At 67.9% G+C, this 26,275-nt stretch carries 17 protein-coding genes; 7 read left to right on the forward strand and 10 right to left on the reverse strand.

The window, feature by feature from the left end; translation table 11 throughout:
- Positions 1-5 precede the first annotated feature (5 nt).
- Positions 6-1,775: an Ig-like domain-containing domain gene (locus AC1DYS_RS05865; RefSeq protein ID WP_477896948.1), complete on the forward strand. Its 1,770-nt coding sequence runs from the start codon at positions 6-8 to the stop codon at positions 1,773-1,775.
- Here AC1DYS_RS05865 and pstS read toward each other — a convergent pair.
- The 5 genes from pstS to AC1DYS_RS05890 all read right to left on the reverse strand — a co-directional run bounded on the left by pstS (position 1,763) and on the right by AC1DYS_RS05890 (position 9,751).
- Positions 1,763-2,806: a phosphate ABC transporter substrate-binding protein PstS gene (gene pstS / locus AC1DYS_RS05870; protein ID WP_477896950.1), complete on the reverse strand. Its 1,044-nt coding sequence runs from the start codon at positions 2,804-2,806 to the stop codon at positions 1,763-1,765. The two genes, AC1DYS_RS05865 and pstS, sit on opposite strands and share 13 nt — an antisense overlap.
- A gap of 126 nt (positions 2,807-2,932) precedes the next feature.
- On the reverse strand, positions 2,933-3,796 hold the full coding sequence (locus tag AC1DYS_RS05875; RefSeq protein WP_477896952.1) for a DMT family transporter: 864 nt from the start codon (positions 3,794-3,796) through the stop codon (positions 2,933-2,935).
- 115 nt (positions 3,797-3,911) lie between these two features.
- A complete protein-coding gene (locus tag AC1DYS_RS05880) occupies positions 3,912-5,315 on the reverse strand; it encodes an efflux transporter outer membrane subunit (protein ID WP_477896954.1) in 1,404 nt (467 codons plus the stop codon).
- A complete protein-coding gene (locus AC1DYS_RS05885) occupies positions 5,312-8,476 on the reverse strand; it encodes an efflux RND transporter permease subunit (protein ID WP_047487362.1) in 3,165 nt (1,054 codons plus the stop codon). The genes AC1DYS_RS05880 and AC1DYS_RS05885 overlap by 4 nt, the downstream gene beginning before the upstream one ends.
- Before the next feature lie 12 nt (positions 8,477-8,488).
- Positions 8,489-9,751 carry an efflux RND transporter periplasmic adaptor subunit gene (locus tag AC1DYS_RS05890; protein WP_047487359.1) on the reverse strand — a complete coding sequence of 421 codons (1,263 nt, stop codon included), beginning with the start codon at positions 9,749-9,751 and terminating at the stop codon, positions 8,489-8,491.
- Between the two features lie 141 nt (positions 9,752-9,892).
- On the opposite strand from AC1DYS_RS05890, the gene AC1DYS_RS05895 reads away from it, so the two are divergent.
- From AC1DYS_RS05895 to AC1DYS_RS05920, 6 genes are read left to right on the forward strand one after another with little or no spacing between them, the layout of a single operon-like run.
- Positions 9,893-10,531 carry a TetR family transcriptional regulator gene (locus tag AC1DYS_RS05895; RefSeq protein WP_477896957.1) on the forward strand — a complete coding sequence of 213 codons (639 nt, stop codon included), beginning with the start codon at positions 9,893-9,895 and terminating at the stop codon, positions 10,529-10,531.
- A gap of 50 nt (positions 10,532-10,581) precedes the next feature.
- Positions 10,582-11,532: an ABC transporter permease gene (locus tag AC1DYS_RS05900; protein ID WP_477897294.1), complete on the forward strand. Its 951-nt coding sequence runs from the start codon at positions 10,582-10,584 to the stop codon at positions 11,530-11,532.
- Positions 11,529-12,362: an ABC transporter permease gene (locus AC1DYS_RS05905; RefSeq protein ID WP_477896959.1), complete on the forward strand. Its 834-nt coding sequence runs from the start codon at positions 11,529-11,531 to the stop codon at positions 12,360-12,362. The genes AC1DYS_RS05900 and AC1DYS_RS05905 overlap by 4 nt, the downstream gene beginning before the upstream one ends.
- Before the next feature lie 4 nt (positions 12,363-12,366).
- Positions 12,367-12,882, forward strand: coding sequence for a class IV adenylate cyclase (locus tag AC1DYS_RS05910; RefSeq protein WP_477896961.1), 516 nt, complete (start codon positions 12,367-12,369; stop codon positions 12,880-12,882).
- Complete coding sequence (locus AC1DYS_RS05915; protein ID WP_477896963.1) at positions 12,879-13,850, forward strand: ABC transporter ATP-binding protein; 972 nt, start codon at positions 12,879-12,881, stop codon at positions 13,848-13,850. The genes AC1DYS_RS05910 and AC1DYS_RS05915 overlap by 4 nt, the downstream gene beginning before the upstream one ends.
- Positions 13,847-14,623 carry an ATP-binding cassette domain-containing protein gene (locus AC1DYS_RS05920; RefSeq protein ID WP_477896965.1) on the forward strand — a complete coding sequence of 259 codons (777 nt, stop codon included), beginning with the start codon at positions 13,847-13,849 and terminating at the stop codon, positions 14,621-14,623. The genes AC1DYS_RS05915 and AC1DYS_RS05920 overlap by 4 nt, the downstream gene beginning before the upstream one ends.
- A gap of 4 nt (positions 14,624-14,627) precedes the next feature.
- Here the strand turns inward: AC1DYS_RS05920 and AC1DYS_RS05925 are convergent, their stop codons facing one another.
- The 5 genes from AC1DYS_RS05925 to AC1DYS_RS05945 are packed head-to-tail and all read right to left on the reverse strand — an operon-like array spanning position 14,628 to position 26,116.
- Positions 14,628-15,575, reverse strand: coding sequence for an ABC transporter permease (locus tag AC1DYS_RS05925; protein WP_477896967.1), 948 nt, complete (start codon positions 15,573-15,575; stop codon positions 14,628-14,630).
- A gap of 2 nt (positions 15,576-15,577) precedes the next feature.
- A complete protein-coding gene (locus AC1DYS_RS05930) occupies positions 15,578-17,107 on the reverse strand; it encodes a sugar ABC transporter ATP-binding protein (protein ID WP_477896969.1) in 1,530 nt (509 codons plus the stop codon).
- Positions 17,104-18,171, reverse strand: a complete 1,068-nt coding sequence (locus tag AC1DYS_RS05935) for an ABC transporter permease (protein ID WP_477896971.1) — start codon at positions 18,169-18,171, stop codon at positions 17,104-17,106. Before AC1DYS_RS05935 ends, AC1DYS_RS05930 begins: the two co-directional genes overlap by 4 nt.
- A 47-nt stretch (positions 18,172-18,218) precedes the next feature.
- Positions 18,219-19,301, reverse strand: coding sequence for a sugar ABC transporter substrate-binding protein (locus AC1DYS_RS05940; RefSeq protein ID WP_477896973.1), 1,083 nt, complete (start codon positions 19,299-19,301; stop codon positions 18,219-18,221).
- Positions 19,302-19,336: 35 nt separating this feature from the next.
- Entirely contained in the window at positions 19,337-26,116 is a 6,780-nt protein-coding gene (locus AC1DYS_RS05945) for an AAA family ATPase (RefSeq protein WP_477896975.1), read from the reverse strand.
- Positions 26,117-26,275 lie beyond the last annotated feature (159 nt).

The raw sequence follows: 26,275 nt of genomic DNA on the forward strand, positions 1-26,275 counted from the left end.
CTGCCATGGCAAGTTTTCCCGGTCTGACTTCCATTCATCCCCACGGCCATCTGCGCCAGCGCTTGTCCGGCCTGGTGCTGACCTGCGCGGTATCGGTCTTGGCCGGTTGCGGCGGCGGTGGAGGGGACGGGAGCACGGAGGATGAGAGCGGGAACCCGCCGCAAGCTTCGGCGTTCTCGGTGCTCACCGGCACGCCGGCAGAAGGCATGACCGACGTCGAGCGCAAGGGCGTGATGGCGGTGAAGTTCAGCGGCGAGGCTGAGCCTTCCACTGTCAACGACCTGAACGTGAAGCTGATCGGCCCCGAAGGCAACACCATCGCCACCACCTTGGCGGTGAACGGCAACGAGCTCGAGCTTGCGCCCGGTGCACCTGGCCTGCCGGGCGACAGCACTTACACGCTGCAGATTTCGTCGAGCGTCACCGACATGGCGGGCCACGCCTTGGGCCTGCCCTTCTGGCGCAGCTTCATCACCGCGCCGCAACGCTGGGCTGCCAAGGCGACACCAATCGACACCCTGGCCGACTTCGACCCCGACGCCCGACCCAGCGTGGTGGCCGACACGAAAGGCAATGTGATCGCGGTGTGGCACCGCCCAGTCGGCGGCGCCGACACCGTGTTCGCTACGCGCCTGGACGCCAAGACCGGCAAGTGGAGCGCCCCAGCGACCATCTACACCGCCTTTTCATCGGGCTTCATGAGTTCCTTCAAACTCGTTACTGGACCGGGCGGTGATGCGTATCTGTGCTGGACGGAATACGCCTTCAGCCGGGTCAGCATTCGGCTGGCGCATTACGTCGCTGCCACCGGCTCCTGGAGCGAGCCGGTGAACCCCGTTGCCGTGGAGTTCGGGGCCGACCCCCTGGTAGCCGTTCCTGCCGTGGACGCCAAGGGCAACGTCACCCTGGTGACCTCGACATACTCACGGCTCTATGCCACGCGCTCTACCGACGGGCTGATGTCGTGGAGCAGCCCGCAGGCCATCGACCATCTGGTCGTCGGCGATGCGGTGAGCAACCAGAATCTGCTGGTCGACGCCAAGGGCAACCTCACGGCCGCGTGGGTGCAAGGTGGTGACGACCTCGAACCGGCCATCTACTCTGCCCGCTACGACGTGGCCGCAGGGACCTGGAGCGACGCGGTACCCGTCGCGAGCCGGCCCGTGACCGGCAGCTTCGACGCTTTCTCGATGGGCATCGACGGCGCGGGCTTGGTCACGATGGCATGGGCCCATGACTTCGGTGGCGGTGTGCCGCCAGGCATCGAAGCCGCGCGCTACGACCATGCGGCGGGAGCATGGTCCGCGCCTGTGCGGCTCGACCGGGCCGGCACCGACCCGGCCGGCGCATCGCGCCCCGCGCTGGCTGTTGATGCATGCGGCCATGCGACCGTCGTGTGGTTGCAGAACGGTGGCTTGTACAGCGCGAGGTTGCGGCCCAACAGCGTTTCATGGTCGGCACCACGCGCGGTCACGCCCGTTGGCATGGACGGCGGCTCCGGCAACTTGTCGGTCACGGTCGACGTGGTCGGCAATGTCGTGGTCGTCTTCGCGCCGGACAGCACCCATCGCGCCACGGCCATTCAGTACAAGGTGCTCACCGGCCAGTGGCACAAGCCAGTCGCCATCGACACGCCTGCCAGTGGCGTGGCGGTTTCGGCCAACTCGCCGGAGACGGCGATCGACCCATCGGGCGACGTCACCGCCGTCTGGTTCGGGCAGACCGATGTGGACGGTGTGGTGCAGACCGTCCTCGAAGCGAATCAGTTCAGGTAGAAATTCAGCGGCTGGCCATCCAACGGCTGAATCTTCTGGAAACGGGAGATCAGCCGCGCCTGGATGGCCACCGGCAACGGCGTGAAGCCGGTGGAGCGCAGCAGCGCATCGCCTTTCAAGAAGGTCCAGTACAGGAACTGCAGCGCGTGTTTCGCGCCTTCGGCCGTCTTGGGTTGGGCATCGACAAGCACATAGGTCGTGACGGTGATGGGCCAGCTCAGCGGGCCGGGTTGGTCCAGCAGTGACGCGGTCTCGTCGCCCTTCTTGTTCAGGTCGGATGCGACCACCGCCGACTTGAAGCCGTCTTCCGCCGCGGCGACGAAGCTGCCATCGCGGTTGCGCAACATCACGCCGACGAGCTTGTGCTGTGTGACCCGGTCGTAGGACACGTAGCCGATGGCGCCTTGCGTGCTCTGGATCGCCTTCACCACGCCATCGTTGCCTTCGGCCGCGACCGGTGCGTCAGGCCACTTCACCGACTGGCCGTGGCCGATGCCGGCTTTCCATGCTGGCGACATCGCCGACAGATACCGGGTGAACGCGTCGGTCGAACCCGAGCGTTCGGCACGAACGATGCGCACGATGGCCGTGGCGGGCAGCGCTGTGCCGGGGTTGATCGCTGCGATGCGCTTGTCGTCCCAGCGCGTGATCTCTCCGCTCATGATGTCGGCCAGCAACTCGCCGCTCAGGCGCAGCTGGTTGCTGGCGATGCCGCGCAGGTTCACGACCGGCACGATGCCGCCGACAGCGGTTGGAAACTGCACCAGCTTGTTCTTGTCGAGGTCGGCGGCGTTGAGCGGCGAGTCGGAGCCGCCGAAATCCACCTGCCGCGCGATGATGCGTTTGATGCCGTCGCCCGAGCCGGTCGGCAGGTAGCTCACCTTGCCGCCACGCTCCTTCTCGTAGGCCACCGCCCAGCCCTTGTAGACGTCCGAAGGAAAGGTCGCACCCGCACCGCGAATGTCGCCAGCGTGAACGAAGGAAGTGTGAATGCCCAGCAGCAGGCCGAGCAGAATGAATCGCGAAGTCATGGGGAAGCGGGGGTGAGTGGCGTGGCCTGTCAGGCACCGCATGGGCAATGAGGGAACGGATTCTAGGATTCCACTGAGTCGCGACCGTGACGCTCATCGAACCAAACAGCCGCAAGCGTCGACCTGTTATCGAATCGAACCGCCCTGTTTTTTGCTGTCGCTTCGGGTCAGCACCAGCGCGATCCCACCCAGGACCGCGGCCGACGAGAACAGCAGCCTGGCGTCGAGCGTCTCGTCGAGAAACGCCACGCCGCCCAGCGCGGCCATCACTGGGACGCTCAACTGCACTGTCGCGGCGCTGGTGACCTTGAGGTGGGGCAGCGCGGTGTACCAAATGGCGTAGCCCACCCCTGAGGCGAGCGCGCCCGATGCCAGGGCATACAGCGCCCCGTTCAGGTCGAGCGACGCCCGCGGCAGCATGGCGGCACACAGGGCCACGGCCAGCACGACAGCACGGATGAAGTTGCCCGCAGTCACCGCCAATGGGTCGCCGCTTGCCTTGCCGCGCAGCGAGTACACGCCCCATGCGAGCCCGGCGACCAGCATCAGCAGCGAGCCGGTGAGCGGCGGAGCCGACAAGCCCGGCAACAGCAGGCCGACCAACCCGGCCCCTGCCATCAAGAGTCCGAACGAGCGCCAGCCATTCAGCCGCTCGCCTCGCCAGAGGCCGACACTGATCATCGTGGCCTGCACCGAACCGAAGAGCAGCAAGGCGCCGGTGGCGGCGGTGAGGCTCACGTACGAAAACGAGAACGTGGCCGCGTAGATGAACAGCGCCATCGCAGATGGCCAGCTCCCGGCCAAGCCATGCGGCCCACCGCGCCAGCGAAGGATCAACGCCAAGACCATGGCACCCGAGGCGATGCGGATGCCGGTGAAGCTCGCGGCGTCGATGTGCGTGTGCCGCAGCGCGAGCCGGCACAGCAGCGAGTTGCCGGCGAACGCCAGCATCGCGAGCAAGGTGAGGGCGAAGGCGCGTTGGCGTGTCACAGTGGCGTGAGGCCCGGTCGAGCTTCGCGACATCGCCGCGTCGACACATGCCCCGAGTTGTCGAGGCAGTCTCGCATGGATCGAGAGGGCGCCGCCGACTGGGCGGCGGCGCGCTTTACTTCGCCGCCTGCGGCTCCGTCCAGCCGCCGCCCAGCACCTTGTACAGCGTCACCAGGTTCTGCACCTGCTGCGCCTGCACTTGAACCAGGCCCTGCTGCGCAGTGAACAGCGAGCGCTGCGCGTCCAGCACGTCGAGGTAGCTCGAGGCCCCGTTCCGGTAGCGCAGATCGGCGAGCTTGAAGCGCACCTGCTCGGCGTTGGTCTGTGCGAGCTGAGCGCGTGCCTGCTCGCCCAGCGTGGCGCGGCCGGCGAGGGCGTCCTGCACCTCGCGGAAGGCGCTCTGGATCGCCTTCTCGTACTGCGCGACCGCGATGTCGCGGTTGACCTTGGAGACCTCGAGGTTGGCCTTGTTGCGGCCGGCGTCGAAGATGGGCAGCACGATCTGCGGGGCGAAGGTCCAGGCCGACGAACCGCTCTTGAACAGGCCGTTCAGTTCGGTGCTGGCCGTGCCGACGCTCCCCGTCAGCGTGATGCGCGGGAAGAAGTTGGCCCGCGCAGCGCCGATGTTGGCGTTGGCGGCGATCAGCTGCTGCTCGGCTTGCAGCACGTCGGGCCGGCGCGCCAGCACCTCGGACGGCAGGCCGACCGGCAGGTCGGTGGCCAGGCGTTGCTCGCTCATCGCCAGGGGCGGTGGCAAGTCAGACGGCAGGCCCTGGCCCAGCAGCAGCACCAGTGCGTTTTCGTCTTGCGCGCGCTGGCGCGTGAACTGTGCGAGCGAGGCACGCGCCGACTCGAGCAGCGACTCGGTCAGCCGGAAGTCGATCTCGGAGGCCGCACCATTCTCGAACTTGAGCTTCGACAGCGAGTACGACTCTTCACGCGTCTTCAGCGTCTCGCGCGTCAGGCCGAGCAGTTCGTCGTCGGCGATCAGCGTCAAGTAGGCATTGGCCACGGCCGAGATGAGCGAGATTTGAGCCGCCTTGCGGCCTTCTTCAGTGGCGAGGTACTGCGCAAACGCCGCTTCGCTCAGGTTGTGCACGCGGCCGAACAAGTCGAGCTCATAGGCCGAGACCGAGAGCCCCACGGTGTAGAGCCGCGCCGGCGTCGTGGCGGTTTCGGGCTGCGCGGTGGCGGTGGCGCCGGCATTCACGGTGGGGAACCGGTCGGCGCGCCGGATGCCGTAGGTGGCACGCGCCTGTTCGATGTTGAGCACGGACACGCGCAGGTCGCGGTTGTTGGTCAGCGCCACGCCGATCAGCCGCTTCAGCCGCTCGTCGGCAAAGTAGCTCTGCCAGTCGATGCTGCTGGCCTGCACCTGGCCTGCCGCACCGGCGTCGGCGCTGAAGGCCGGCGCCACCGGTGCAGCCGGGCGTTCGTACTTTGGTGCCAGGTTGGTACAGCCGGCCGCCGCCAGCAAAGCAAGCGGCAGGGCAGCGAGCTTGAGCGATCGCTTGGTCATGGTGCGCTCCCTTTTTCTTTGAGTTCATGCGCTTTGAGTTCATGCGCATACATCTGGCGCTGCCGTTCGCTTCCCTTGAAGAGCTTGCGCACCGCGACAAAGAACACCGGCACGAAGAACACGGCCAGCACGGTCGCGGTGAACATGCCGCCGACCACACCGGTACCGATCGCGCGCTGGCTGGCGGAGCCGGCGCCGGTCGACAGGGCCAGCGGCAGCACACCCAGGATGAACGCGAACGAGGTCATCAGGATCGGGCGGAAGCGCAGGTGGCAGGCCTCCAGCGTCGCCTCGATCAAGCCCTTGCCCTGCGCATGCAGGTCTTTCGCGAACTCGATGATCAGGATGGCGTTCTTCGCCGACAAGCCGATCACCGCGATCAGGCCCACCTTGAAGAACACGTCATTCGGCAGGCCGCGCATCGATGCGCCGATCACCACCCCCAGGACGCCGAGTGGCACCACCAGCAGCACCGAGACCGGGATCGACCAGCTCTCGTACAGCGCCGCCAGGCAGAGGAACACCGCCAGCAGCGAGAACACCACCAGGATCGTCGCCTGCGAACCCGAGAGCCGCTCTTCACGCGACTGGCCGGTCCACTCGTAGGCAAAACCTGCAGGCAGCTGGCCGGCGAGCCTTTCCATCTCGGCCATCGCGTCACCGGTGCTGAAGCCAGGCGCGGCGTCACCGGCCAGGCGCATCGTCGGATAGCCGTTGTAGCGCACCGTCATCATCGGCCCGGTGATCCAGCGCGTGGTCGCGATCGCCGACAGCGGCACCAGCTTGCCCTGGTTGTTCAGCACGTTGATCTTCATCAGGTGATCTGGCTGCATGCGCTGCGGTGCATCGGCCTGCACCACCACGCGCTGCAGGCGCCCGGCGTTCGGGAAGTCGTTGACGTAGGTCGAGCCGAGCGCCGTCGAGAGCGCGCTGTTGATGCTGTCGAAGCCCACGCCGAGCGCACTGGCGCGGTCGCGGTCGATGTCGATCTGCAGCTGCGGCGCATCTTCGAGGCCGTCGGGCCGCACGCCCGCGAGGATCTTGCTCTGCCCGGCCATGCCCAGCATCTGGTTGCGTGCCGCCAGCAGCGCCGCGTGGCCGTTGCCGCCGCGGTCTTGCAGGCGGAAGGTGAAGCCGGTCGCCGTGCCCAGCTCAGGGATGGCCGGCGGGCTGAGCGCGAAGATGAACGCATCGCGCACGCCCATCAGTGCACCGAAGCCACGGCCGGCCAGTGCCTGGGCCGAGTGCTCTGCGCCCTTGCGTTCGTCCCAGTGCTTCAGCGGAATGAAGGCCAGCGCCGCGTTCTGCCCGCTGCCCGAGAAGCTGAAGCCCAGCACGCTGACCATCTTGTCGACCTCGGGCTGCTTCAGGAAGAAGCCTTCGGCCTGCTTCATGACCTCGAGCGTGCGCTCTTGTGTGGCGCCCGGCGGCAGCTGCACGTTGGCGATGATGTAGCCCTGGTCTTCGTTCGGCAGGAACGAGGCCGGCAGGCGTGTGTACATCAGGCCTACCACCGCCACGATGGCGACGAAGAGAACCATGAAGCGGCCCGTGCGCTTCAGCATGCTGGCGACCCAGCCTTCGTAGTTCTTGGCCGTGCGGGTGAAGCCGCGGTTGAACCAGCCGAAGAAGCCCGTGGCTGCGTGCTTGTGGCCGGCCTCGACCGGCTTCAGGAAGGTGGCGCACAGCGCTGGTGTGAGCGACAGCGCGAGGAACACAGAGAACAGCATGGAGCTCACCATCACCAGCGAGAACTGGCGGTAGATATTGCCCACCGAGCCCGAGAAGAAGGCCATCGGCACGAACACCGAGACCAGCGTGACCGTGATGCCGATCAGCGCGGCGGTGATCTGCCCCATCGCCTTGCGGGTCGCGTCGCGTGGCGACAAGCCCTCTTCGCTCATGATGCGCTCGACGTTCTCGATCACGACGATCGCATCGTCGACCAGGATGCCGACCGCCAGCACCATCGCGAACATCGTCAGCACGTTGATCGAGAAGCCGAAGGCGAACATCATCCCGAAGGCACCCATCAGCGCGACCGGCACCACGACGGTGGGGATCAGCGTGTAGCGGATGTTCTGCAGGAAGAGATACATCACCAGGAACACCAGCACCACGGCTTCGATCAGCGTCTCGACCACCTGGCTGATGGAGATCTTGACGAACTTGGAGCTGTCGTACGGGATGTCGTACTTCACGCCTTGCGGGAAGTACTTCGACAGCTCGTCCATGCGCTTGTGGACCGCGGTGGCGGTGGCCAGCGCATTGCCGGTGGGCGAGAGCTGCACGCCGATGCCGGTCGACGGGTTGCCGTTGAGGCGCGCCGAGGTGCCATAGCTTTGCGCGCCGAGCTCGATGCGAGCCACGTCGCGGAGCCGCACGGCGGAGCCGTCGGTGTTGGCACGCAGCAGGATGTTGCCGAACTGCTCCACGGTTGTCAGCTGACCGGTCACGACGACGGTGGCGCTGATGGTCTGGCCCTGCACGATGGGCAGGTCGCCGATCGTGCCCGAAGACACCTGGGCGTTCTGTGCACGGATCGCGGTGTTGACGTCGTTCGGCGTCAGGTTGAAGCCGACCAGCTTGGCCGGGTCGATCCAGATGCGCATGGCGCGCTCGGTGCCGAAGAGCTGCGCCTGGCCGACGCCAGGGATGCGCTGGATTTCAGGCAGCACGTTGCGCGAGGCGTAGTCGCCCAGCGCCACCGGGTCATACGCCGGGTTGTCGGAAGACAGGATCGTGAACAGCAGGAAGTTCGCACGCGCCTTGTCGACGCGCACGCCCTGCTGCGTCACCGCGGCCGGCAGGCGCGGCGACGCGCGGCTCAGCCGGTTCTGCACGTCCACCTGCGCAAGCGCCGCATCGGTGCCCGACTCGAAGGTCAGCGTGATCGAACCTACGCCATTGGCCTGGCTGACCGACTCCATGTAGATCAGGCCGGGCGAGCCGTTCATCTCCTGCTCGATGACGCTGATCACGCTGTCTTCCAGCGTCTGCGCCGAGGCGCCGGGGTAGGTGGCGGTCAGCACGATCGATGGCGGCGCCACCGACGGGTACTGCGCGACCGGCAGCTGCGTCACCGAGACGCCGCCGAGCACGACGATGAACAGCGCGATCACCCACGCGAAGATGGGTCGATCAATGAAAAACTGGGCCATGGCGTGCGTTCCTTACTTGGCCGACGCCGCTTGCGAGGCCGGTGCCGCTGCGGCCGGGGCCGATGCCGCCGCGCCAGACGCACCAGCGGGTTGCCAAGGAACCGCCTTCACCGGCGCGTTGCCGCGCAGTTTCTGGAAGCCGTCGACCATGACTTGTTCGCCTGTCTTCAGGCCATCGAGCACCAGCCACTGGCCGTCTTGCGCCGTGCCCACCTTCACTGGCCGCGGTGCCACCTTGCCGTCGGCGCTGACCACCATCACCGTGTCGCCGGTGGCACCGCGCGTGACGGCTTGCTGCGGCAGCGTGATCGCGTCATTGGCTTCGGCCTGCTCGATCAGCACGCGCACGTACATGCCGGGCAGCAGGATGCCGTTCGGGTTGGGCACTTCGGCGCGCAGCGTGATCTGGCCCGAGGTCGCGTCGACTGTCAGGTCGGAGAACAGGAGCTTGCCGGGCTGCGGGTACTGGCTGCCGTCTTCGAGCACGACGCGCACGCTGGCCGAGCCGGGGCCGGCTGCCTGCTTGAACTTGCCGCTCTCGATGGCCTTGCGCAAGCGCAGCACCTCGGTGGTCGACTGCGTGAAGTTGACGTACATCGGGTTGATCTGCTGCACCACGGCGAGCTGGGTGGCTTCACCCTGGCCGACCAGCGCGCCTTCGGTCACCAGCGCGCGGCCGATGCGGCCCGAGATGGGCGAGGTGACCGCCGCATAACCGAGGTTGATCTGCGCGATCTGCGCAGCGGCCTTGCCTGAGGCAACGTCGGCCTCGGCCTGCTTCTGCGCGGCCACGGCGTTGATGTAGTCCTGCTTGCTGATGGCGTTGGCATCGAGCAGCGGCTTGTAGCGCTCGGCCTGCGCGGTGGCCTGCGCGACATTGGCCTGCGCCTTTGCGAGCGCTGCCTGGGCGCTGGCGTACTGCGCCTGGTAAGGCGCCGGGTCTATCTGGAACAGCGGCTGGCCAGCCTTCACGTCGCTGCCTTCCTTGAACAGGCGCTGCTTCAGGATGCCGGCGGCGCGTGCGCGAACCTGCGCGACACGCGAGGCTTCGAGCCGGCCGGGCAGGTCGGTCGTCACGCCCAGTGAACGCGGTGCCACGGTGATCACGCCCACCTCGGCTGGTGGCGGTGCACCGCCACCAGCGGCCGCTTGTGCGCCGTCTTTCTGGCCGCAAGCGGCAAGCACCAGTGCCGCGATCGGCAGCAGGCACCACCAGAGTCGGTGGCCGGCACGGGATGCGAAAGCCACGGGCAAAGCTTGATTCATCGCAGGCATGCGAATTCCTTCGGGCATGCGCCTATCAGGGCGCCGGATTTAGGTATGGGCTTGCGCCGCAGTCGGGGTACGACCGGATGGCAAGCGGGTCAGGTTAGTATACATACGATAATGAATGTAAATTGACAACTGCAGAACGACATGGTTCGCCGCACGAAGGAAGAGGCCCAGGCCACCCGCTCGCTCATCCTCGACACTGCCGAGCTGCTCTTTCACGAGCACGGCGTGTCGGGCACCTCGCTGCACGACATCGCCCAGGCGGCCGGGCTGACGCGAGGTGCCATCTACTGGCACTTCAAGGACAAGGCCGACCTCTTCAACGCGATGATGAAGCGCGTGACACTGCCGCTGGAAGAAACCGCCAAATGCGCCGACGACCCGGCGCTGGCCGACCCGGTGGCGTACATGATGGCCAACTTCGTCGATGCCTTGCAAATGACGGCGAACAACCCTCAGGTCCGTCGGGTGTTCGAGATCGCCACCCACAAGGTCGAATACGTCGGTGAACTCACGGCCGTGCGCGACCGCCACCTCACCACGCGTGACGAGTGCCTGCTGCATTCGGAGCGCGGCATCAAACTGGCCATGCAGCGAGGCCAGCTCTCCCGCCGCATCCCGGCGCGTGCCGCGGCGCTGGGCGTCTTCGCGCTGATCGACGGGCTGATCCAGAACTGGATGCTCGACCCGAAGGCCTTCGATCTGGTGAAGGTCGGCAAGCAGGTGCTCGACGCGTACCTCGCCGGGCTGGCCGTGCCAAAGACGGCTCCCGCCAAAAGCTAGTCTCAGTTTCCGTTCATGATGCGCGGCGTCGCCTTTTGCCGGAGTCGGTCATCAGCCTCTTTCTCCTCAAGCGCTTTGCCGCCTTCATCGCCACGCTGGTCGCCGCCTCGCTGGTGATTTTTGCGGTGCTGGTGCTGCTGCCCGGTACGGTGGTCGAAGTGATGCTGGGCGAGACCGCCTCGCCCGAAGCCGTGGCCGCGCTCACGCACAAGCTCGGGCTCGACCAGCCGGCCTGGCACCGTTATCTGCATTGGGTCGGCGGGCTGCTGGGCGGCGACATGGGCATGAGCGTCGCGTACGACACGCCGGTGCGCGAACTCATCGTCGAGCGCCTGGGCGTCACCGTGCCGCTCGCCTTGATGGCGATGGCGCTGACCACCGTGCTCGCGCTCGGCTTCGGGCTCTACGCCGCCTCGCGGCACAACCAGCTCGGTGACGTGGGCGTGATGGCCGCGAGCCAGCTCGGCATCGCGGTGCCGAGCTTCTGGCTCGCCATCCTGCTGATCCTCCTGTTCTCAGTGAAGCTGCACTGGTTCTCGGCCGGCGGCTTCCCCGGCTGGGACGAGGGCATCGTGCAAGGCCTGAAGGCGCTGGTGCTGCCCACCGTCGCGCTGGCCGTGGTGCAGGCCGCCATCCTCGCGCGCATCACCCGCTCGGCGGTGCTCGAGGTGCTGCGCGAAGACTTCGTGCGCACCGCCCGCGCCCGCGGCCTGAGCCGGCGTGCCGTGCTGTGGCGCCACGTGCTGCGCAACGCGATGATCCCGGTGCTCACGGTGATGGGACTGCAGTTCGCGAGCCTGTTGACGGGCACGGTGGTGATCGAGAAGGTGTTCACGCTGCCCGGCGTCGGCCTGCTGGTGTTCCAGGCCATCTCCAACCGCGACATCGTCGTCGTGCAGAACGTGGTGATGCTGATGGCGGCCACGGTGATCGCCATCAACTTCATCGTCGACCTGCTTTACGTGGCGATCGACCCGCGTTTGAAGGTGGGTGCCGCATGAGCTTTGCACGCAGGGCACTGCGCCACCGCAGCTTCGCCATCGGCGGCGTGCTGGTGATGCTGCTGCTCGCCACCGCCGCGCTTTCGCTGCTGTGGACGCCGCATGCCGCCACCGAGATCGACGTGCCGAACAAGCTGCTTTTGCCGAACGCCAGCCACTGGCTGGGCACCGACAGCCTGGGGCGCGACATCGTCTCGCTGCTTATCGTCGGCTCGCGCAACGCCATTGCCGTGGGCCTGATCGCCGTGGGCATCGGCCTCGGTGTGGGCGTTGCGGCCGGGCTGCTGGCCGCCGCGCGCCGCGGCTGGGTCGACGAGCTGCTGATGCGCGCGGCCGACTTCACCTTCGCCTTTCCGGCGCTGCTCACCGCCATCATGCTCACCGCGATCCACGGCCCGGGGCTGGTTACCTCGGTGGTGGCCATCGGCATCTTCAACATCCCCGTGTTCGCACGCATCACGCGCGCCGCGGCACTGGGCGTGTGGGCGCGTGACTACGTGCTGGCTTCGCGCGCTTGCGGCAAGGGCGCGTGGCACATCACCATCGCCCATGTGCTGCCCAACATCGCGAGCGTGCTGATCGTGCAGGCGACGATCCAGTTCGCGGTGGCCATCCTTGCCGAGGCGGCGCTGAGCTATTTGGGCCTCGGCACGCAACCGCCACAACCGAGCTGGGGCCGCATGCTGAACGAAGCGCAGACGATGATCTTCCAGGCGCCACAGCTCGCCATCTACCCCGGCCTCGCCATCGCGCTCAGCGTGCTGGGCCTCAACCTGATGGGCGACGGCCTGCGCGACCTGCTCGACCCGAAACTTTCACGAACCCGCTGACACCATGGCACGCAACATCGAAATCAAGGCCCGCCTCGCGGACATCGACGCCACGCTGGCATTGGCCCGCCCGCTGGCCGACGGCGAGCCGCAGCTGATCGCGCAAGACGACACCTTCTTCAACGCAGCGAAGGGCCGGCTCAAGCTGCGTGCCTTCGCCGACGGCCGTGGCGAGCTCATCTACTACGAGCGGCCCGACCAGGCCGGGCCCAAGACCTCGTTCTACGTGCTGTCGCCCACCGCCTCGCCCGACACGCTTCGCGAGGCGCTCACGCTCGCGCACGGCCAGATCGGGCGCGTGCGCAAGCTGCGCACCTTGCTGCTCGCCGGCCGCACGCGCATCCATCTCGACCGCGTCGAAGGCCTGGGTGATTTCATGGAGCTCGAAGTCGTGCTGGCCGACGACGATGCGATGCAAGACGGCGTGGCCGAAGCGCACGCGCTGATGGCCCGGCTCGGCATTGCTGCCGACCAGCTCATCGACGTCGCCTACCTCGACCTGTTGCAGGCCAAGGGATGAGCGATCTGCTCGCCGTCAGTGACCTCCGTGTCGGCCTCGACACGGCGAGCGGCCCGACCGACGCGCTGCGCGGCGTGGGCTTCACGCTGGCACGTGGCGAGACACTGGGCCTGGTCGGCGAGAGCGGCTGCGGCAAGTCGATGACGGCGCTGGCCGTGATGGGCCTGCTGCCGGATGGCGCCCGCACCCGCGGCAGCATCCGTTTCCAGGGCCGCGAGCTGGTCGGCCTGGCGGACGACGCGATGTGCGAGCTGCGTGGCAACCGCATCGGCATGGTCTTCCAGGAGCCGATGACGGCGCTGAACCCCTTGCACACCGTCGGTCGCCAGATCGCCGAGCCGCTGCGCCAGCACCGCGGCCTCGGTGTGCCGGCCGCGCGCGCCGAAGCGCTGCGCCTGCTCGACCGCGTGCACATGCCGCAGGCAGCGCAGCGGCTCGACGCCTACCCGCACCAGCTCTCAGGCGGCCAGCGCCAGCGCGTGATGATCGCGGCAGCGCTCGCCTGCGGCCCCGACCTGCTGATCGCCGACGAGCCCACCACCGCGCTCGACATGACGATCCAGCGCGAGATCCTCGACCTCATCGCCGAGTTGGTCGCCGACAGCGGCATGGCCTTGCTGCTCATCAGCCACAACCTCGACGTGATGGCCCAGCGCGTGAAGCGCCTGCTGGTGATGTACGGCGGCACGGTGATCGAAGAAGGCCCGACCGAGCGGGTGTTCGCGCAGCGAGCCCACCCCTACACACGCGGGCTGTTCGGCGCACGGCCACGGCTCGGCGCCGGGCGCGGCCAGCGGCTGCCGACCATTCCGGGCCGCGTGCCCGAACTCATCGACTTGCCCGCGGGCTGCCCGTTCGCCGACCGCTGCGCGTGGGTCGTCGATGCGTGCCGCCAGGCCCTGCCAGCGCCGATGCCCGTGGGCGCAGCGCATGACGCACGCTGCATCCGGCTGGATGCAGTGACATGAGCGCGCCTTTGTTGCAGGTCGACCAGCTCGGCAAGCAGTACCGCCTGCCGCGAGAGAGTCTCTTTCACGCTGCGCCGGTGGTGCAGGCGTTGCACGACGTGAGCTTCACGCTGCAGGCCGGCCGCAGCCTCGGCATCGTCGGCGAATCGGGCTCCGGCAAGTCGACACTCGCCCGCCTCGTGATGGCGCTGGAGCGTCCGAGCAGCGGCCGCGTGCTGATGAACGGGAAGGACCTTCACGCGTTGTCACCACAAGCACTGCGCGAAGCGCGTGCCGGTTTCCAGATGGTGTTCCAGGACCCGTACGGCTCGCTCGACCCGCGCCAGCGCATCGGCCGCATCGTGGCCGAGCCGCTGCTGGCACCCGATGCGCGACGCGTCGCCGAAGCCCTCGACGCGGTGGGCCTGCGTGCCGCCGATGCCGACAAGTACCCGCACGAGTTCTCCGGCGGCCAACGGCAGCGCATCGCCATCGCACGTGCGCTCATCACGCGCCCGCAGCTGATCGTGGCCGACGAGCCGCTGAGCGCGCTCGATGTGTCGGTGCAAGCGCAAGTGCTCAACCTCATGCAGGACCTGCAGCAGCAGTTCGGCATTGCCTACCTGTTCATCAGCCACGACCTCGCCGTGGTCGAACATTTGTGCGACGAGGTCGCGGTGATGCAGGCCGGTCGCATCGTCGAACACGGGCCCACCGACACGGTGCTGCGCACGCCGGCCCACGCCTGCACGCAGGCCTTGCTCGCCGCACTGCCGGGCGCGACGGCCCGATGACGGGCTACTTCGCGATCGACACCCCGGAGCGGTCGGTCGTCAACGCGACCACGATCACCACCAGCACACCGTAGGCGATCGGCTCGAAGGCAGGGTCCACGCCCGCGGCGGCAATGCCCACCCGCAGCACGGTGATCGCGAGCGTGCCGATCAGCGTGCGCGCAAGCCCACCCACGCCACCCGTCATGGCGGTGCCGCCGATCAGCACGGCCGCAATGCTTGGCAGCAGCAGGCTGTCGGCCGCGGTCGGGCTGCCGCTGTAGGTGCGCGCCACCATCAGCATGCCCGCCAGCCCGGAGAACAGGCCCGTCAGCGCGAACACGATGAGCTTCACCCGCCAGACCCGCACGCCGCTCAGCAGCGCGACCTGCGGATTGAGGCCGATCGCTCGGATGTAGCGGCCGAGCGGAAGCCAGCGCAAAGCCGCCGCCAGCGCCCCCAGCGCAGCAGCAGCGAATGCGAACGCGTGCGGTACCCCGAGGCTGCTGCCCTCCAGCCACGCGACCGTGGCATGGCCTTCGGTGACCGGAATGGTGGCTTGCGCAATCGCCAGCGCCACGCCCGACCAGATGCCCAGACCCGCGAGCGTGACGATGACCGACGGCAGCTGCGCCCGCGCATGCACGAAGCCTTGAAAGGCACCCAGCAGCGTCGTCAGTGCAAGCGTGCCCATCACGCCGACCCAGCCCAGGCCCGGCAGCGACAGCGCGATCAGCACCGACGCCAGCGCGGCAAGCGCCGCCATCGAGAGGTCGATGCCGCCCAGCAGGATCACCAGCGTCTGCGCCGTGGCCAGCAGCAGGATCACGCTCGACTCGTCGGCCAGCACGGCCAGGCTGTCGACCGACAAGAACGACGGTGCGGCCACGCCCACCGCACCCAGCAAGGCCAGCAGTGCCAGCAACGGCATGAAGGGCGCGAAAGCCTGGCGTGAGAGCGGTGGTGTCGACATGCTCACACCATGCATTCCAGAACCTGCAGTTCAGTCGGCTTGGCGGCCGACGCAGGGAAGCGGCCCGACACGGCACCGTCTTTCATCACCAGGATGTCGTCGCTTAACGCGAGCAGTTCGTCGAGCGTGTCGGCCACGAGCACGATGGCGATGCCGCCGGCCGCGAGTTCACGGATCAAGGGAATCATCTCGGCGCGGGCCGCCACGTCGAGCCCGCGCAAGGGGCGGTCGAGGATCAGCAGCACGGGCTTGCGCGCAATCATCCATTTCGCGAGCACCACCTTTTGCTGGTTGCCGCCGCTCAGGTGCTGGGCCGGTGTGTCTGGGGCACCGGGCCGGATGCGCAGCCGCTCGATCCAGCGCGTCACCAGGGCGCGCTCGCGTGCGAACGCGATCACCGGGCCGCGGCACAGCGCACCCAGCTGCGCCAGCGTCATGTTCTCGCGCACGCCCATGCCGGCGACGAGGCCCTCGGCGCGGCGTTCGGCTGGCACGTAGCCGATACCCCGCTCCACGGCATCGGCCGGCCCGGCCAAGTGCACCGCCTGACCGCCGAGCAGCATCTCACCGCTGTCGGGTGCTTCGGCACCGAAGAGCGTGCGGCACAGGCTCTCGCGTCCGGAGGCCTCGGCGCCGGCGATGCCCAGCACCTGGCCCGCCAGCAGTTCGAAGCTAACGGCCTGGTAGCTGCGCGCGCGGCTGAGCGCACGCACTGCCAGGCAGTGCGCTGCTGCACTCGCTGATTCGGATGCGGCGGTGGGCGGGCTGTGTTCGGTGCCCGCGTCGCGCCCCAGCATCAACTGCCGCAGCTCGGCCACGCTGCAGCCCGCGCGATCACGCTGCGCGACCACGCGGCCATCGCGCATCACGCAGATGCGGTCGCACACGCGCAGCACCTCGTCGAGCCGGTGCGACACGAAAACGACGCTGGCCCGTTCGCGCAAGCGTTCGATCAGGGCGAGCACGGCGTCGATCTGCCCGGCATCGAGCATGGAGGTTGGCTCGTCGAGCAGGATCACCGGCTCGTGCGGCGTGCGCTCTTCGATCGCGAGCGTCTTGGCCAGCTCCGCCATCTGCCGCTCGGCGAACGAGAGTGTGTCGGTCGGCGCCGACGGCGAGATGCCTTCTCCCAATTTGCCGAGCTTGGCCAGCTGCGCGGCGGCCAATGCGTTCAGCCGGCGCCAGTCGTAGAAGATGCCCCGCAGCGCAGCGCCTTCATGGCCGAGCAGGATGTTCTCGGCCACGCTCAGGTTGGGCAGCACAGACGGCTCCTGGCCCACCCGGCCGATGCCGGCCGCGGCCGCCGCGCGCTCGCTGCCGAGCTTGATCGCACGGCCGCGCACCACGACGCTCCCCTCGTCGGGTAGACACAGTCCGGCCAGCACAGTGATCAGCGTCGACTTGCCTGCGCCGTTCTCGCCCACCAGACCCAGCACCTCATGCGCGCGCAGCTCCATGCACACGCCGTCGAGCGCCGTGGTGGCACCGAAGCGCTTGCGCAGGCCATCCACGCGTAGCACGACCTCGCTCATGTGACGACCCGCAGCCGGCTGCGCAGGTGCCAGGTCGCCAACAGCGAGGCCGACAAGATGATCGCGCCCTGCACCGATTTCTGGATGTGTGGCGAGATGCCGACGAAGATCATGCCGTTGGCCAACACGGCCAGCATGAGCGCGCCCACTGCCGACTGCAGCACGCCACCACGCCCGCCGCTGAGCGAGGTGCCGCCGATCACCACCGCGGTGACGGTGGCGAACATCTGACCGAGGCCGATGTCGACGTGGCCCAGGCCGATGCGTGTCGACTCCAGCACCCCGCCCAGCGCGGCGAGCAGGGCGCAGAAGGCAAAGGCCAACACCTTGTAGCGGGTGACGGGTACCCCGGAGCGCCGGGCCACGTCTTCACCGCCGCCGATGGCGAGGCTGTAGCGGCCGAAGCGCGTCCAGTGCTGCAGCAGCACGCCGAGCGCCAGCACCGCGAGCGCCACCCACACCAGGTTCGGCAAGCCCAGCGAGCGACCCAGGCCGAAGGCACGCAGCGCCGCATCGCGAATGAGCGGCGGCTGGCCGCCGGACAAGAGCATCGCCAACCCGAGGAATGCCGACCAGGCGCCCAGCGTCGCCATGAACGAGGGCACCCGGAAGCGCGACACCACCACCCCGCTCAACAGCCCCGCACACAGGCCGGGCAGCAGCGCGAGTGCGAGGCCGAGCACGCCGAGATCGAGCCCGGTTCGGGTATTGACCACGAGCAGCGCGAGCACCAGCGAGCTGGCCGCCATCACGCCCTCTATCGAGAGGTCGATCGAGCCTTGAAGCACGACGAAGGTCATGCCCACCGACAGGATCAGTGGCACGGCGCAGCGGTCGGCAATGACGAGCGCGTTTTCCAGCGTCGCGAAGCGCGGCTCGGCAATTGCGAAGCCGGCGCACAGCAGCAGCAGCGCGGCGAAGGGACCCCACCGGCGCAGCCGGGCTGGGAAGGTGCGAACGAACCCAGCCTGCCCGCTCATGCCGCCATAACGCGCCCACTCGGCGTTGCAAATGCTCGCCGTAGCCCGAGCTACGGCTGCGCTTTGCGCCTTGATTGGGCCCATTCTGGCGGCCTGCTCGGGCACGCCGGATTCATTCACACCTTCCGACGTCAAAACGCCTTCCCCGTAGAGCGGCTCCACAGGTTGGCGCAGTCCCATTCCTTGGCATAGGCAGACTCTTGCGGCTCGCCGCGGAACTGCGCCACGTTGTCTTTCGTGATGACCTGAAGCTTGAGATAGAACTCGCGCTTCTCCTTGGCCCAGGCCTTGGGCAGCGGCGCCTGGCCGGTGAGCACGCACACGCCCATCGCGAAACCGATGCTGCCCTGGTAGTACGCATCGCTCGACACGGTGGCGACCATCTCGCCCTTGGCGATGGCGTCGATCGCCTCCGGGATGCCGTCGACGCCGACGACTGGAATCTTGCCAGCCAGACCCGCAGCACGCAGCGCTTCGAGGGCACCGAGCGCCATGTCGTCATTCGCGGCCCAGACCGCGGTGATCTGCTTGCCGTACTTGGCGAGCCAGGTCTGCATCACGGGGAAGGCGGCGGTGCGGTCCCAGTTGGCGGTCTGCTGGTCTAGCAGCTTGATGCCGGGCTTGTCTTTCAGCACCTGCTGCAGGCCGGCGAAGCGCTTACGCGCGGGGTCGGTGTCGAGCCTGCCTTGCAGCGCCACGATGCCGCCCTGGCCACCCATCGCATCGGCCAGGCTCTTCGAGATGGACACGCCCGCGTCGAGGCTGTCGATGGCCACGTGGGCGATCCACTGGTCGTTGCCGTCGAACGGGTGAAAGCCTTCGTTGTGGGCCCAGTGCGAGACGATCCAGGCACCCGATCGGTTGGCCACGTTGACCATCGGCTTGATCACCAGGTCAGCATTCGGCTCCACGTTGAAGACCGTGCATTTCGGCTGGGCGGTGAGCAGGCCCCGCATCAGCGCGACCTGCTTGTCGGAGTCGCCCTGGTTGAGCTGCAGCACGTAGCGCGACGGTTCGATGCCGGCCCACTTGGCAAACAGGCGGCCGCCCTTGTCGAGGTTGGCGTGATAGGGCTGCGCGATCTCGCGCATCGAGTTGACGAGGCGGATCTGCGACTTGTCACACAGCGGTGCCGCTGCGGCGGCGCCCGCACCGAAGGCGAACGTGGCACACGCGGCTGCCTTGGCAAAGCTGATGGAGGCAATGTGCGTCATGCCGCTGGTTCCTCATCCCTCCCGTGGTCGGGCTTTCACTGAACCGCCTCCAGCGAGCGCAAGCCGGCAATCACCGGGTCGAGCTGGTGCGTCACGGTGGACAGCAGGCTGTCGAAGTCGGCAGGGCCGGCGCCATTCGAGCAGGCGCGCTCGAGGGCCTCGGCGGTTTCGCGAACCGCTTGCGCCCCCACGGTGGCGGCCACGCTCTTGAGGTCGTGCGCCAGGCGCGTGGCCGTGCGCATGTCGCCCGCGGCGCAGGCCGCCTGGAAGCGCGCGGCAAAGCTCGCTTCGCGGTCGCGGAACATGCGCAGAAGGCGGTGGTAGAGATGCTCGTCGCCCATCATCCCGGCGAGTGCAAGCTGGCTTTCGATGCCGGGGAACCGGTTGCGTGCGGGCGATGCCGCCGGCCGCACCCAGCGGGCCAGCGTCGCGAACATCTCATCGACGCGGATGGGCTTGGCGATGTGGTCGTTCATGCCGGCGGCCAGCACCTTCTCGCGGTCGCCGACCATGGCGTTCGCCGTCATTGCGATGACGGGCAGGTCGCGCCACTGCGGCTGCCGGCGCAGCGCGCGCGTGGCGGCGTAGCCGTCGAGCACGGGCATCTGGCAGTCCATCAGCACGCCGTCGAAGTGCTCGCGCGACAGCATCTCCAGCGCCTCTTGTCCGTCGTTGGCCACGAGCACGACGATCTCGGCACGGGTCAGCAGATCGCGCGCGAGCTCCTGGTTGATGGGGTTGTCTTCCACCAGCAGGATGCGCACGCCGGCGAGGTTGCTGCGGTTGCTGCTCAGGGCCTCTTCGCGCAGCTCGCCGCGCAAGGACTGCTGCCGCATGCGGCCCACGGCCTGCAGGCAGGCGTCGAGCAGCGTGGACGGCGTGACCGGCTTGGCCAGCGTGGCCGCCACGGTGAGTTGTTCGTTCGCCATGCGCCGCGCGATCTCGTCGCGGCTGAAGGCAGTGAGCATCAGCACGGTGGGCGGGCGGTGGCGCAGGGTCATCTGTGCCAGCTGCTTCGCGCAGGACACACCGTCCATGCCCGGCATCTTCCAGTCGAGCAGCACCAGGGCATAGGGTGCGTTGTCGGCATCGGCCCGCACGATGGCTTGAATGGCCTCGGCGCCGCTGCTGGCGGCTGTGGGTTGCAGGGCGAGCGTGCCGGTCATCTGCAGCAGCAGTTCGCGGGCACATGCGTTGTCGTCGACGATCAGCACGCGGGCGCCGCGCAGGTCGGCGCTGAGCAAGCCCGGGCTCTCGATGACCTGCTCGCGGCCGAGGCCCAGCCGCGCGCTGAAGTGGAACCGGCTGCCTTGGCCAAGCGTGCTGTCCACGCCGAGTTGACCGTCCATCATGCGCACCAGGTGGTGGCTGATCGCCAGGCCCAGGCCGGTGCCGCCGAACCGCCGGCTGGTCGACGAATCGGCTTGCGAGAACGGCCTGAAGAGCCGTGACATCTGCTCGACCGTGATGCCGATGCCGGTGTCGCGCACCTGGAAACCCAGGCGCACCGAGTCGGCGTCGCGCTCCAGAACCTGCACTTCGATGACGACTTCGCCCTGCTCGGTGAACTTGACGGCGTTGTTGCCGAGGTTGAGCAGCACCTGTCCCAGGCGCGAGGGGTCGCCCACCAGCGCATGAGGCAGGTTGGGCGGCAGCACGAACACCAGCTCCAGGTTCTTTTCGTCGGCCTTCATGCCCAGCAGGTTGGCCAGGTTGTCCATCACGTCGCCGAGGTCGAAGGAGATGTGTTCGATGTCAAGGTGGCCGGCTTCGATCTTCGAGAAATCGAGGATGTCGTTGATGATGCCCAGCAGCGATTCGGCCGAGCGGTGCACCTTCTGCACGTAGTTGAGCTGCTGCGGGTTGAGCCCGCTTTGCAACGCCAGATGCGACATGCCGAGGATCGCGTTCATCGGCGTGCGGATCTCATGGCTCATGTTGGCCAGGAACTCGCTCTTGGCCTGGTTGGCGGCTTCGGCCACCTGCCGCGCCTCGCGCTCGGTCTCGGCCTGGCGGCGCTCGGTCAGGTCGAGCACGAAGGCCACGCCATGCTGCTGCGAGCCTTCGAGAAAGGCCGCGCCGATCGTCACCGAAACGCGCCGGCCATCCTTGCGGATGAATTCCTTTTCGTAGGGCGTACCGGCCCCGGCTTCCAGCAGCTCCGCGATCGCCCGTGCATCGGCCTCGCGGTATTCCTGCGGCGTCATGTCGGGCCAGCGGACCGTGCCGGACAGAAGCTCCTGCCGCGTGTAGCCCACCAGGCGCAGGAAGGCGTCGTTGGCTTCCGTGATCTCGCCGGCCGTGTTCCAGAAGAAGACGCCGATGATGTTGGACTCCACCAGCCGGCGCACGCTCCGGTCGCGCTCGCTCAAGGAGGCCTCGGCGCGTTGGCGCTCCACGTTTTCTCGCTGCAGGTCGGCGTACAGCAGCGCGTTCTCCAGCGAGATCGCGGCCTGCGCCGCCAGCAGCTCCAGCACCGTCAGGCGTTCCGGCGTGAAGGCGTGGGCCACGAGGTTGTTCTCGAGGTAGAGCAGGCCGATCAGCGTCGACTGCCGCGTGATGGGCAGGCACAGCACCGACTTCGACCGCCGCCGGGCCAGGCGCGGGTCGTAGGAAAACGGGTTGGCTTGCGACGCGTCGGACAACAGCACCGGGGTCTGGCTGCGCCGCACATAGTTGAGGATGGACTCTGGCAGGTCGGTCGCCTGCAGAGTCTTCTCGGCGTGCAGTTGCACCTGCACCTGGACCGCGTGCTGTTCGACATGGGCTTCGGCCGCAGGCAACAGCGCCGCGCCGCGCGTCAGCAGCAGGTGGCCGGTCTGGGCGCCGGCGTTTTCGAGCACGATGCGCAGCAGCGTGTCGACCAGTTCGTCGAGCACGATGCGGCCGGAGATGGCCTGCGAGGCCTTGGTGACCGAGAGCAGGTCCACCTGGCCTACGCCGCTGCCTGGAGGCGCGATGAGAGGCGCAGCGCGCTGCGCGCGGAGTGTCGGGTAGCGAGAGTCCAGCTGCCCCAGCTTGGCAGTGGCGCCCCAGCGCACAAAGCAGTTTCGCGCTTCGTCCACATGGGCGCGGGCGGCGGTGGTCGAGCCGCGAGCCAGGTAGAAGCGCGCGGCCAGTTCGTGGGCGATGCCTTCGCTCTGCGCCAGCCCGCGGTCGTGGGCGGATTGAACGGCTTGCTCGTAGAGACGCATCGCCTCGAGGTCACGCCCCTCGAGGCGGGCGAGTTCGGCACCGACCAAGGCGGCGCGGCTGTCGAAGTTGTCGGGGCAGCTGCGAGCCCACTCCGCCAGTTGACGGTGGTGGATGACGAGTTCGGCAACGCGTTGCGCGCGTTCCTCGGAGCTGGCTTCGTCGCAGCGCGTGGCGCGCGCCAGGGCCGCGAAGAAGTGGTACTCGGCCACCTCGATGTGCGACGGCGAAGTCCACAGCAGCTGCTGCGCTTGTCCCGCCGCATCGAGGGCAGAGGCAGTGTCGCCGGCCAGGAACCGGGCCTGCAGCTTGCGAATCCAGTACCAGCACGCGGCGATGGCCAGGCGCGGGTCGTCGGCCAGGTGGCGCTCGAACTGCGCTTCGTCGAAGCCGGCATCGGTGAGTGAAGAGAAGTCGGCTGTCTGGCCACGCAGCGCGCGAACCAGCTGCAGCTGGCCGGTCATGATGTCGACGACCAGGCCGAAGCGAGCGCGGCGTGCAAACGCAATGCCGACCTCGGCCTCGCGCTGGATCTCGCTCAAGGGCTCTTCGCTGGCGAGCAGGTTGGTGATCAGGTGGTTGCCGCTGTAGACGGCGAAGGTCAGGTCGCCGCTTTCGTTGGCGACCTCGAAGGCGCGCCGTATCCAGGTGCGGCCGGTGTGGAAGGGTTGCGTCCACGGGCAGACGACGTTGCCGAAGTGCAGGTACACGCGCGCCTTGAAGCGGCTGAGGCCCCGCTGATCCACCAGGTCGAGGCCGAGCTTGCCGAAGCGATACCCGGCCGCGTAATCGCCGAAGCGCGGCCCGAGGAACATGCCCAGCCACGCATAACCGATGCAAGAGCCGTCGCTGTGGCCATGCGCCAGGCTGATGTTCGCCATGCGCCCGACGACCAGGCCCAGCAGGTTCTCGTCGGTGAACAGGGTGGGCGGCAAGATGGCCGTGAGCACGTCCATCGTCGCGCGCGAATCGGGGTCGCTCATCAGCGGCAGGTCGATCAGTGACTCGATCGGGCGGCCGGCGAGTTGCTGCTGCATCTGGTCGAACTCGGCGCGCACGTCGTCGCTCGTCGGGTGCGGCGACCACTCCACCTGCACGCGCCGCAGGTAGGCGAGGCCCGCTTCGACGGCCCGGTCACTGCGGTCCAGCGTGGTGTAGAGGTTCACCTGGGCGCAGGTGATGGCGGCCAGCTCGGCATGGCTGGTGCTGCCCTCCGCCAATGCAGCCAGGCGTTCTTCGGCGGCGCTCAGGTTGCCGGTGAGGTATTCGCACTCGGCCAGGTGGAGCTTGAGCGCAAAGCTGAGTTCGTGGCGTCGCTCCCGGCTACCTTCGCCCAGCAGCGCATGGCCTGCGCCGAGGTACTTCAGCGCCGCGGCATAGGCCATGGACTCCTGCGCGCGCAGGCCCGCAATGAGGTTGAGTTCGGCGAGCCGCTCTCGCTCGGCCGGCTCGGTGATCAGCTCGGCCCCGCGGTTGAACTGGTTCACGACCTCGAAGATCCGGGCTTCGATCTCCGAGGGGGCCATTCGCGCCGCGAGCAGGCGGCCGATACGAAGGTGTTCTGCCGCGCGCTCGCCTGGCGGCACGAGCGAATACGCGGCCTCGCGGATGCGGTCGTGCAGGAAGGTGTAGCTGCCGTCTGCGCGAAAGACGAGCCCGGTGCGCACGCTTTCCCAGAGCGCCGAGTGAAGCCCTGCCTCGGTCGCCCCGTGGATCAGCACCAGCTGCTCGCTCTCCGCGGTGTTGCCCAGGCAGGCCAGCAGCTTGAGCGCCGCCAGGGTCGCGCCGGGCAGGCGGTTGAGCTTGCCCACCATGAGGTCGACGACGTTGTCGGTGAAGCCCTTGGCGCGGATGCTGGTGGTGTCCCACACCCAGCGCGCGGCAGCGGGTTCGAACACGAGATGCCGCTCGTCGGCCAGTGCGGAGATGAACTGGATCGTGAAGAACGGGTTGCCACCGGTCTTGGCGTGCACCAGCTCCGCCAGGCTCTGCACCTGCGCGCGTTCGCGGCGCAAGGTGTCGACGAGCAGCCGCGCCACGTCGTCGAGCGCCAGGGGTCTGAGCACGATCTCGCGCACCGGCACCTTGCCGGCCCGGCGGATCGCATCCAGCGAACGCTTCAGCGGGTGAAGGGCGTCGACCTCGTTGTCGCGGTAGGCGCCGATCAGCAGCAGGTGGCGCAGATCGGGTTCGCCGATCACATGTTCGAGCAGCTCCAGCGTGACCGAGTCCAGCCACTGCAGGTCGTCGAGAAAGAGCACCAGCGGGTGCTCCGCCGTGGCGAACACGCTGAGGAAGCGCCGGAACACCTGCTGCAGGCGGCGCTGTGCGTCCTGCGCCGGCAGGTCCTGGGCGTCCGCGGTCAGCGGCTGCGGGCCGATGATGAATTCGAGTTCCGGGATGAGCTTGACGAGCAGGTGCCCGTTCGCGCCGAGCGCGGCCTGAAGCGCGTCGCGCCAATGGTCGACCTGGGTTTCGCTCTGGCCGAGGATCTGGCCGACCAGCCCGCGAAACGCCTGCGCCAAGGTGGCATAGGGAATGTCCCGCTTGAACTGGTCGAACTTGCCCGCGGCGAAGAGACCACGCCGCGGCACCAGCACCCGATGCAGTTCGTTGACGACAGACGACTTGCCGATGCCGGCATAGCCCGACAACAGCACGAACTCCGGCGCGCCCTCGGCCGCGACCCGTTCGAACGCTGCCACCAGCACGTCGATCTCGGCCTCTCGGCCGTAGAGCTTCTCGGGGATCAGCAGCTGGTCGGATGCGTCGTGCGCGCCGAGCACGAAGGTGTCGAAGCGCCCCTGCGCGTCCCACTGCGCCTCGCAGCCGCGGAGATCGGCTCGCAGACCCGAGGCGGTCTGGTATCGGTCTTCGGCGGCCTTGGCCATGAGCTTCATGACGATGGCCGACAGCTGCTCGGGAACCTCGCGCACCCGCTGGGCGGGCGGGATGGCCTGGCGCGCCAGGTGGCAGTGAAACAGCTCGATCGGGTCCGCCGACTCGAAGGGCAGCACGCCGGTCAGCATTTCGTAGAAGGTGACGCCCAGCGCGTACAGGTCGCTGCGCGAATCGATCGACCGGTTCATGCGGCCGGTCTGCTCGGGGGCCATGTAGCCCAGCGTGCCGGCAATGTCTTCGGGCAGCGCCAGCGCATGACGCTCGCGCGGTTGGCGGGTGGCGACGCCGAAGCCCATCAGGTGGGCCGTGCCTTTCTCGGCGTCGACCAGCACATTGGCTGGCTTGATGTCCTTGTGGACGATGCAGCGCGCGTGCAGGCCCGCCAGCGCGGCCGACAAGGCGCTCGCGATGCGCAAAAACACCGGCACGGCCATGGGCTGGCCGATGAAGCTGTCGAGAGGCATGCCGCCCGGGTCCGAGAGCAGCAGCGTCGGGTTGCCGTCCCAGCGCACCAGCTCGATCGGGCGCACGGCCCACTGCGGGTCGAGTTCGAGCCGCAATGCCAGTTCATGCCCGAGCCGCGCCGCGCCGACAGAACCCGGCGCATCGCTGGCCACCGACTTCGCCAGCATGGGCTCGCTGGCATTCGGGTCCTGCACCCGGTACAGAGAGAACTCTGCGTCGCGCCGCATGATCTCGAAGTGCCGATCTGACTGGGTCATAAGCGGGCCATGGCGATGCAGGTTCCTCGGAGTCTAGCGAGTCTGTCGGCTCATACGGGGCGGAAAACGATGCCGCCGACCGGGTGGTTTCCAGGGGCCGTTGAAGGCGTTGCCCGGGCGACGTCCATCGTCCATTAGAGTGCGGCGTGACCGTCTTGC

The organism is Rhizobacter sp. P2_G4 (assembly GCF_056403575.1).

Bases quoted from the DNA above. Each gene is read 5' to 3' on its own strand.
- AC1DYS_RS05865 (WP_477896948.1), top strand. From the start codon at position 6: ATGGCAAGTTTTCCCGGTCTGACTTCCATTCATCCCCACGGCCATCTG.
- pstS (WP_477896950.1), bottom strand. From the start codon at position 2,806: ATGACTTCGCGATTCATTCTGCTCGGCCTGCTGCTGGGCATTCACACT.
- AC1DYS_RS05880 (WP_477896954.1), bottom strand. From the start codon at position 5,315: ATGACCAAGCGATCGCTCAAGCTCGCTGCCCTGCCGCTTGCTTTGCTG.
- AC1DYS_RS05885 (WP_047487362.1), bottom strand. From the start codon at position 8,476: ATGGCCCAGTTTTTCATTGATCGACCCATCTTCGCGTGGGTGATCGCG.
- AC1DYS_RS05890 (WP_047487359.1), bottom strand. From the start codon at position 9,751: ATGCCTGCGATGAATCAAGCTTTGCCCGTGGCTTTCGCATCCCGTGCC.
- AC1DYS_RS05895 (WP_477896957.1), top strand. From the start codon at position 9,893: ATGGTTCGCCGCACGAAGGAAGAGGCCCAGGCCACCCGCTCGCTCATC.
- AC1DYS_RS05905 (WP_477896959.1), top strand. From the start codon at position 11,529: ATGAGCTTTGCACGCAGGGCACTGCGCCACCGCAGCTTCGCCATCGGC.
- AC1DYS_RS05910 (WP_477896961.1), top strand. From the start codon at position 12,367: ATGGCACGCAACATCGAAATCAAGGCCCGCCTCGCGGACATCGACGCC.
- AC1DYS_RS05915 (WP_477896963.1), top strand. From the start codon at position 12,879: ATGAGCGATCTGCTCGCCGTCAGTGACCTCCGTGTCGGCCTCGACACG.
- AC1DYS_RS05920 (WP_477896965.1), top strand. From the start codon at position 13,847: ATGAGCGCGCCTTTGTTGCAGGTCGACCAGCTCGGCAAGCAGTACCGC.
- AC1DYS_RS05925 (WP_477896967.1), bottom strand. From the start codon at position 15,575: ATGTCGACACCACCGCTCTCACGCCAGGCTTTCGCGCCCTTCATGCCG.
- AC1DYS_RS05930 (WP_477896969.1), bottom strand. From the start codon at position 17,107: ATGAGCGAGGTCGTGCTACGCGTGGATGGCCTGCGCAAGCGCTTCGGT.
- AC1DYS_RS05935 (WP_477896971.1), bottom strand. From the start codon at position 18,171: ATGGGCCCAATCAAGGCGCAAAGCGCAGCCGTAGCTCGGGCTACGGCG.
- AC1DYS_RS05940 (WP_477896973.1), bottom strand. From the start codon at position 19,301: ATGACGCACATTGCCTCCATCAGCTTTGCCAAGGCAGCCGCGTGTGCC.
- AC1DYS_RS05945 (WP_477896975.1), bottom strand. From the start codon at position 26,116: ATGACCCAGTCAGATCGGCACTTCGAGATCATGCGGCGCGACGCAGAG.